This is a genomic window from Pseudomonas sp. NPDC087814, assembly GCF_044742865.1.
In the GTDB taxonomy this organism is placed as follows: domain Bacteria; phylum Pseudomonadota; class Gammaproteobacteria; order Pseudomonadales; family Pseudomonadaceae; genus Aquipseudomonas.
In genome coordinates this window covers 89,852-97,969 of the sequence record NZ_JBIUVK010000020.1, presented here as the reverse complement: position 1 = coordinate 97,969, position 8,118 = coordinate 89,852, and the positions used below count along the sequence as shown (strand labels likewise).

At 62.4% G+C, this 8,118-nt stretch carries 7 protein-coding genes and 1 pseudogene; 1 reads left to right on the top strand and 7 read right to left on the bottom strand.

Annotation, left to right across the window (positions count from 1 at the left end):
- Nucleotides 1–216: 216 nt before the first annotated feature.
- Nucleotides 217–1,212, bottom strand: a complete 996-nt coding sequence (locus ACIOMR_RS17150) for a succinylglutamate desuccinylase/aspartoacylase family protein (protein WP_178911772.1) — start codon at nt 1,210–1,212, stop codon at nt 217–219.
- Nucleotides 1,213–1,286: 74 nt separating this feature from the next.
- On the opposite strand from ACIOMR_RS17150, the pseudogene ACIOMR_RS17145 reads away from it, so the two are divergent.
- Nucleotides 1,287–1,799 (top strand): annotated as a pseudogene (locus tag ACIOMR_RS17145) (TetR family transcriptional regulator C-terminal domain-containing protein); the annotation flags it as partial.
- Here the strand turns inward: ACIOMR_RS17145 and ACIOMR_RS17140 are convergent.
- The 6 genes from ACIOMR_RS17140 to ACIOMR_RS17115 all read right to left on the bottom strand — a co-directional run bounded on the left by ACIOMR_RS17140 (nt 1,755) and on the right by ACIOMR_RS17115 (nt 8,078).
- A complete protein-coding gene (locus ACIOMR_RS17140; RefSeq protein WP_401195400.1) occupies nt 1,755–2,753 on the bottom strand; it encodes a DMT family transporter in 999 nt (332 codons plus the stop codon). The pseudogene ACIOMR_RS17145 and the gene ACIOMR_RS17140 sit on opposite strands and share 45 nt — an antisense overlap.
- Complete coding sequence (locus ACIOMR_RS17135) at nt 2,750–3,448, bottom strand: ABC transporter permease (RefSeq protein ID WP_003217050.1); 699 nt, start codon at nt 3,446–3,448, stop codon at nt 2,750–2,752. The genes ACIOMR_RS17140 and ACIOMR_RS17135 overlap by 4 nt, the downstream gene beginning before the upstream one ends.
- 7 nt (nt 3,449–3,455) lie before the next feature.
- Nucleotides 3,456–4,160 carry an ABC transporter permease gene (locus tag ACIOMR_RS17130; RefSeq protein ID WP_134326647.1) on the bottom strand — a complete coding sequence of 235 codons (705 nt, stop codon included), beginning with the start codon at nt 4,158–4,160 and terminating at the stop codon, nt 3,456–3,458.
- A 166-nt stretch (nt 4,161–4,326) separates the two neighbouring features.
- Nucleotides 4,327–5,163, bottom strand: coding sequence for a transporter substrate-binding domain-containing protein (locus ACIOMR_RS17125; protein ID WP_301050541.1), 837 nt, complete (start codon nt 5,161–5,163; stop codon nt 4,327–4,329).
- Nucleotides 5,164–5,188: 25 nt separating this feature from the next.
- Entirely contained in the window at nt 5,189–7,183 is a 1,995-nt protein-coding gene (locus ACIOMR_RS17120) for an aminotransferase class I/II-fold pyridoxal phosphate-dependent enzyme (RefSeq protein WP_177069587.1), read from the bottom strand.
- Between the two features lie 103 nt (nt 7,184–7,286).
- Nucleotides 7,287–8,078 carry a CDP-diacylglycerol diphosphatase gene (locus ACIOMR_RS17115; protein WP_401195396.1) on the bottom strand — a complete coding sequence of 264 codons (792 nt, stop codon included), beginning with the start codon at nt 8,076–8,078 and terminating at the stop codon, nt 7,287–7,289.
- Nucleotides 8,079–8,118: the final 40 nt, after the last annotated feature.

Here is an 8,118-nt window from a genome sequence, read left to right as displayed (position 1 = left end):
AACCCGGCAGGACGCCGGGTTAGCCGTCCTGGGCCAAGGATGGCCCATGACGGCGGCCCACGGTCCAAAGCCGGAGTGAGGGCACTCCGAGCCTAGGCGAGGAGCCGAGTGGTGGGGCAAGAGCGTTTTGCTTACTTTTGCGCTGTTCAAAAGTGAGCCGCTGTAAGAGCGGAACCAATACCAGCCATAACCGAAGAAACGGATATGTACTCCCGCCTAAGGATCCAACACCCCCCCGCTGTACCCCTCAGACAACCGCGTCCCGGTAAACTTGGCCACCACCGAACCCTGTGAAACCAGCCGCTCCCGATGCCCCGTCACCATCCGCCCGGTTTGCGCCGCATGCAGTACAACCTCAGAAGCCGGATCCCCAGGCCGCCGAATAATCCGCGCAAACCGCTCACCCTCTTCCACCTGTTCACCCAAACCTTTCTCAAACACCAACACCCCGGCACACGGCGCCAGGATGGTCTCCATGCAGCCCATATCCACCACCTGCCCGTGCCATTGCGCAATCACCGGCGCCTCATCAATCACCCCACTGGCACAAAGCCAACCCCAGATCCCATCACCATCCTGCCCGGCCAGGGCATCACTCACATCCGCCTGCCCACGCAATTCAATCGTCGCCGCCAACCGCGGCTGCCCATGATCAATGATGGTCTCCTCAAACGACCCATCACCACCCTCGTCCCAGACAATCACCACATCCACCTGCAACGCCGCCGCCAATACCTGGCCCTCTGGCCAAAAGCTGCGGTGGATGTAGAGATATGGCAGGGCTTCATCATCGGTGTGCAGGTCCAGCACCAGGTCAGCATCGGCGGCCAGTTGCACCAGGCTTTTCTGCCATTGCGCCAGGTTGCTGGCCGGCCGCTCCATTGCCAATGAATGATCAAACGCCCGGTTGAAATTCTGCCCGGTGGCTTCGTGAAACCGCCCCAACAACCGCCCCTGGCGAAACTGGCCAATGCCAAACGGGTTGGCCTGGGGCACCACCGTCACCGTGCCCTTGAGCCGGCCCTGATCCTGGCAGGCCTGCAAACGCGGCAGCAGTTGATGCAACACCAGCATCCCGGCGATTTCATCGGCATGCACACCGGCCTGCAGGTGCACCCGAGGGCCGTCGCCGTCACCCTCGAAGCGCCAGGCGCCAATGTGCAGGGTGTTCCCGGAATCCCCGGGGACTTGCCACGAAAGGTCTTTTGCCATGCCGTTGCCCTCCTCTTGTTGGTTCTGCAGGTATATATTGAACACACGTTCAACCATGTATCTTCACCGAGGGTGTGCCTGTGGCCGAAGACCGTCGCGACCTGTTGATTGCCGCCACCCTCACCAGCCTCGCCCGTGACGGGCATGCCGGCATTTCCGTGCGGCGCATCGCCGCTGAAGCCGGGGTTTCGGTGGGGTTGCTCAATCACCATTTCGGCAGCATCGATGCACTGATCGCCGAGACCTACCACAAACTCGCCAGCGAACTGACCACCGCCCTGTGGCAGGAAGTCGACCAGGCCGTGGGCCCTGCCGCGCGGCTCGATGCATTCCTCGCCGGCTCGTTTTCCTCGCGGGTCATGGACCCGAAACTGTTGGGCGTCTGGGTGGTGTTCTGGAGCCTGATCCGCCACTCGAACCACGTGAACGACTCCCATGAAAAAAGCTACCGCGCCTACCTCGAACTGATCCGCCAGTTGCTCGACGACCTGGCCGAGAGCGAAGGCTTCGTGATCCACGACACGCGCCTGGCCGCCATCGGCTTATCGGCGATGCTCGACGGACTCTGGCTCGAGTGGTGCCTCAACCCCGGCACCTTCAGCCCCGCCAACGGGCTGCACATCTGCCGTTGCTGGATACAGGGGCTGCGTCACGGAGCATTCGGCGCCGACCACATCCTGTGACACGGGGTGCCGGGCGCTGAGCATGGCCAGGGTGCCGCTGATGGCGATCAGCACGGCGCCGAAAATCAGCGACACGTCCATCACCGTGCCCCAGATTAGGCTCGACAGCAGGAACGCCCAGATCAAACCGGTGTATTCAAACGGCGCCAGCAGCGTCGCCGTGGCCCGGCGGAAGCTCGCAAACAGTAGGAACTGGCCAATCCCGCCCACCAGCCCCGCGCCGAGCATGCCCAGCCATGCCGGGGTCGGCGATGGCGTGTGGGTCCAGGGCAGCGTCAGCGCCATGCAGATTACAAACACCACATTGGTGATCAGCATCTGCTCCAGCACCGAGGTGTTGTCGTCCACCTGGCGCAACTGGATATAGGTAAACGCCCAGCACAGTGCTGCCGCCAATGTCAGGGCGATTGGCAATGGGTCGAGCATGTTGCTGGGGCGACAGGCGATCACCACGCCGACAAAGCCGATGATCAGCGAAATCCACTGGCCGCGACTGGCGCGCTCCTTGAGGATCAATGCCGCGAGCAACGTGACCATGATCGGTGCGGAAAAATACAGCGTGGTCATTTCCGCCAGGGTCAGGTCCTTGGCGGCGGTGTAGTACAGCAGCCAGGCCAGCAGCGACAGCAGGCCGCGGATGATCAACAGCTTGCGGCTGACCGAGTGCCAGGCACGCTTGAGCAAACCCATTCGCCCGGCGATCACGCACGCGGCGACCACCACCAGGCTGCGCCAGAACAGGATGGTGAACACCGAGTAGTCGGCCACCAGCCATTTGATCCCGGCGTCCTGCAGCGCCAGGAACGCATAGGCCAGCGAGCACAGGGCAATCCCTTGCAACGAGCGATCGGTTTTCATCCGGCAGACCTGCGCAACGGTGTGCCGCGTCGCTCGGCAATCGCGTACAGGGCTTCAATCAAAAAGGTCAGGCACAGGTAGACCCCGGCCACCAGCAGCAGCGGCTGGTAGATCTGCAAGGTCTGGGCGCGTACCACGTTGGCGGCGCCAAGCAGGTCGACTACCGCAATGGTCGAGGCCAGCGCCGTGGACTTGAGCAGCATCACCGTCTCCCCCGCCAGGGTCGGCAGCAGCAGGCGCATGGCCCGTGGCAGGCGCACCCGCAACAGTGCCTGGCGTGGCGTCATGCCGAACGCCGAGGCGGCTTCCATTTCACCCTTGGGCACGGCCAGCAGCCCGCCGCGAATCACTTCACCGACGTACGCGCCCACCGACAACACCAGGGCGAACACGATGTACCAGTAACCGTCCCGCAGGAACGGCCAGAGGAAACTCCCGCGAATCATTGGGAACTGGGCAAACAGGCTGCCCAGGCCGTAATAGAAGATGTAGATCTGGATCAGCAACGGCGTGCCCCGCAGCACACTGGTGTAGCCCAGTGCGCAACGGGCCAGCCACTTGCGCCGGGACAGCCGCGCCAGCGCTACCAGCACCGCCAGGGCGAAGCCGAGCACTGCCGAGATCACCAGCAGCGACAGCGTCGTCTGCAAGCCCTTGGCGATCAGTCCTGCGTAATAACTTATCCACTCAGGCATGTGCGGCTCACTCGACAACCGGCATCCAGCGACGAATACGTCGCTCCAGGCGCCCGGACAGGTAGTTGGAGGCCAGTGTCACCAGGTAGTACAAGGCGGCGGCCGTGAGGTAGAACAACAGGTAATGCCGGGTCGAGCCCGCCGCCTGTTTGGCGGTGTACAGCAGCTCGTTGGTGCCCACTACGCTGATCAGCGCGCTGTCCTTGATCAGATTGATCCACAGGTTGGACATCCCCGCCAGGGCGTATGGCGCCATGATCGGCAGGGTCACCCGACGGAACAGGCCAAAGCCGCTCAAGCCAAACGCCCGCGCCGCTTCGATCTGGCCATGGGGAATCGCGAGGATCGCCGCGCGGAAAATCTCCGAGGCGTACGCGCCTTGCACCAGCCCCAGTACCAGGACCGCTACCAGCGGGCCGCTGATGTTGAACTGCGCAAACCCCAGCCACAGCATCAATGCGTTGAGGCCCATCGAGCCTGCGTAATACAGCAGCAGGATCAGCAGCAACTCGGGCACCGCGCGAAACACCGTGGTGTAGCCGCGCATCAGCATGGCTATCGGGCGCGGTGCACTGAGCTTGGCGCAGGCCACCACCAGGCCGATCAGCAGCCCCACCGCAAACGAGCCGGCGGAGATCTGCAGGGTCATCCAAAGCCCTTTGAGCAGTGCATTGCCCCAGCCTTGTTCGCTGAAGTTGAGTAGATCGAACATCGCTGCTCCCTATTTCGATGACACGCAATGACCCTGTGACGAGGGAGCTTGCTGTGGCGAGGGAGCTTGCTCCCGCTGGACTGCGTAGCAGGCCCATTTTTTGGGGGCGCTTCGCACCCCAGCGGGAGCAAGCTCCCTCGCCACAAGCACTCCCCTTTCTACCGGGTTAGTTTGTGTAGGGGCTGTCGCAGACTTTGCTCACATAGGCAGGCGTGTCGGCGCGTTTGCACGGGCTGACCGATACCCCAAACACGCTCTGGGACAGGTCGGCGTAGTCCTTGCTCACCAGCAACTCACCGATGGCCTTGTCGAGCCGGGCCTTGAGTTCGGTGTCTTCCTTGCGCAGGCCAGCCCCCACGCCGCGGCCGATGATCGGGTCGTAAGGCACTTCGGCGATTTCGGCCAGGCCCTGGGCCTCAGGGGTCTTGACCATCATGGCGATGGCGACGCCGTCGGCCATCATCAGGTCGGTGCGCCCGGCAATCAGGTCGGCGTTGGCCGATTCCTGGGTGTCGTAGTACTTCAGGTCAGCAATATTCTCGTAGTACTTCTTCAGGTAGTTGGCGCTGACCGTAGAGATCTGCACGCCGATGATCTTGCCCTTCAGCCCTGCCGGCGAGACTTCGACCGTGGTGCCCTTGGGGCCGGCAATGCCCAGCAGCGAATCGTAGTAGGCGCGGCTGAAGGCGATCTGTTTTTCGCGCTCTTCGGTGACCGACATCGAGGAGAAAATCACGTCGATTTTCTTCGCCAGCAGCGACGGAATAATCCCGTCCCAGGCCACTTCCTTGATCTGGCACTCAGCCTTCATCAAGCCGCAGAGCTTGTGAATCAGGTCCACCTCAAAGCCGGACCACTCCCCGTTGCCGCCCTTCACCGTGAACGGTGGGTAGGGTTCTGCCGCCACCGCGAACACAATGGGTTTCTCCGCCGCCAACGCAGCACCTGCCGCCAGCATCAACACAGCACTGCTCAACCACTTTGCCAATCGTTTGGATTTCATGATCTTGCCCCGTCTTTTTTTGGAGTTAGCGAGTTTGATGCGCGTTGACGAACTGCCGGCAACGTTCACTGCGTGGGTCGATAAACACCGAGTCCGGCGAGCCGGTTTCCTCGATCAGGCCTTGATGCAAAAACGCGACTTTGGATGACACATCCCGGGCGAACGCCATTTCATGGGTCACCAGGATCATGGTGCGGCCTTCTTCGGCCAGGGAGCGAATCACCCGCAGGACTTCGCCCACCAGCTCCGGGTCGAGGGCCGAGGTGGGTTCGTCGAACAGCATGACTTTGGGGCGCATGGCCAGGGCGCGGGCGATGGCCACCCGCTGCTGCTGGCCGCCGGAGAGGAACGCCGGGTATTCATTGCGCTTGGCGGCCAGGCCAACCCGGTCGAGCAAGGCTTCGGCGCGCTCGATGGCTTCGGCCCGGCTTTCGCGCAGCACCTGGATCGGCGCTTCGATCAGGTTCTCCAGCACAGTGCGATGGGGCCACAAGTTGAAGTTCTGGAACACCATGCCGAGTGTCGAGCGAATCCGCACCAGTTGCCTGGCGTCGGCCACCAGCGGTGCGCCGGGCCGGCCGTAGTTGAGCTTGATGCTTTCACCGTCGACGTGGATGCTGCCCTGGTCCGGCACTTCGAGCATGTTGATGCAGCGCAGCAAGGTACTTTTGCCCGAGCCGCTGGCGCCGATCAGCGAGATCACCTCGCCTTCGTGGGCGGTCAGGGAGATGCCCTTGAGCACCTCGATATTGCCAAAGCGTTTATGCAGGTCGAGCACCTCGATCATCTTCTTCGCAGCCACCGGCTGTACGCTGATGATTTTCGCCGCAGGCTCGATTCGCGGTTCTCCGGCGAGCTTGGCGACGAAGCGGCTGATACGTTCACAGGCTTCGGCCAGTCGCGCTTCACCCAGGGTAAACGACAGCCGCACAAAACCCTGGGCCGGTTCGCCGAAGGCCGCGGCATCCAGCACGGAAACCCCTGCTTCGCGGAACAGCCGCCAGGCGAAATCCAGGGAGCCGAGGCCGGTGTCCCGCACATCCACCAACACGAACATGCCTGCCTGCGGGGCCCGCACGTGAATGCCCGGGCAACCGCCGAGGCCTGCTACCACCAGGTCGCGGCGGCGGCGGTAGGTTTCGCGCATGCCCTGGGTGACTTCATCGTGGGCCAGCACGGCGGCGGTCGCGGCTTCCATCACGAACCCCGGCAAGCCGTAGAGCATGCTCAATACCAGGGTTTCCGCGTGGGCCACCATCGCAGGCGCGGCGACGATCCAGCCGATGCGCCAGCCGGTCATGGCATGGGACTTGGACAGGCTGCCGATCACGATGCAGCGATCGGCCATGCCCGGCAACGCGGCCAGGCTATGGTATTCGCCATCGAACACCAGGCTTTCGTAGACCTCGTCCACCACTACCCACAGTTCATGCTCGATCGCCAGGTCGGCGATCACCTGCAATTCCTGAGGGTTGAGGACAACGCCGGTGGGATTGTTGGGGTTGGAGAAGAAGATCGCCCGGGTGCGAGGCGTAATGGCGGCAGCCAGCAGTGCCGGGTCGAGGCGAAAGCCCGAGTCGGCGGAACACGGCACCCGCACCAGCGTTGCGCCGCTGGCCTTGAGGGTCGCTTCGTAGGTGACGTACATCGGGTCGAGCACGATCACTTCATCACCGGCCTGCAACAGGCACAGCGAGGTGACGAACAAGGCGTTCTGCGCACCGGCCACGGTGATGACGTTTTCAGCGTTGAGCGGGCGAGCCAGGGACTGGCTGTAGCGTGCGGCGATGGCATCGCGCAGTGCCGGGCGGCCGGGGATTTCGGTGTAGTGGGTGTCGCCCTGGCGCAGGGCCTCGACGGCGGCGTCGGTGATGAACGAGGGTGTGGCGAAATCCGGATCGCCCACACTCAGGATAATGATGTCTTCGCCTTTGCTGCTGGCCTGGAAGGCGGCGTGGTGGATGTCCCAGGCGGCTACGCCCTGCCCTGCAATTCGCTCGACAAAAGGTGAAAACCGCATGCCAGTGCCTCTCGTTCAATCAGAAAAAGCGCAAGCCCGCCTGTTACCAGGCAGGGGGTGCAGCCAACATAATTGAAACTGAACACTCGTTCAACGGCAAACTTCACCGGATGTCGTTAACAGCTAAAACAGGTCGTTGTGGTGGTTTGTCCATCAGGTTGCACTGGCGGTCCTGCAGTTCTTCGGCGGAGGCCAGGTTCCATTCCTTGAGCGTCAACCGCGTGGTCAACAGTACGAAGTTGCCGTTCGCCGCCGGTGCCAACAGCAAGCTGTAACTGGCCATGGCGTCGCCCTGGGCCTGCACGTAGTCATTCAGGATGGCCAATGGGTCGCGCAGGTCGAATTCCACCGCCGACAACGTACGGGCACTGTAGGTATGCCCCTGCAGTTTTACCGGCAGGGTTTGCCAGTGCTCGTCAAGGGTTGCCGCGCGTTCGTTGAGGGTGTTGAAAATGTCGGGGCGCAGGCAGGCGATATGAATGTGCAACTGGTTTTGCGTGCGGCCATACCGCGAGTTGATCGCCAGGGATACATAACGGTCGGCAATCGGCGTTTGCAGGCCGGCCGAGAGTACATCGTGGTGTTTCCACGCCTGGGCAAAGTAATGCGGCAACAAGTCCCGGGCCAGCGCGACGTCTTCGATTCCGGTGACTTTATCGGTGGGGATCAGTAAGTCCTGGTACGGGCCGTTGATGTCCTTGAGCAGCGCGAACCCCTTGTCCGGATCAACCTCGAGGCAGGGGCGCGGATTCTGGTGCTGGTTCTGGTCGGGCACGCATTGACGGCTGACGATCTGCCACAGCACATCGGGATTGCCGCGCCATTTCCAGGCGGCTGCCACCGCCACCACACACAGCAAACCACCCATGATCTTGAACAAGGGACCGCGCTTCATGCCAAAAACCTCAACGCCAAAGGAATGTCTTTTGTGTTTT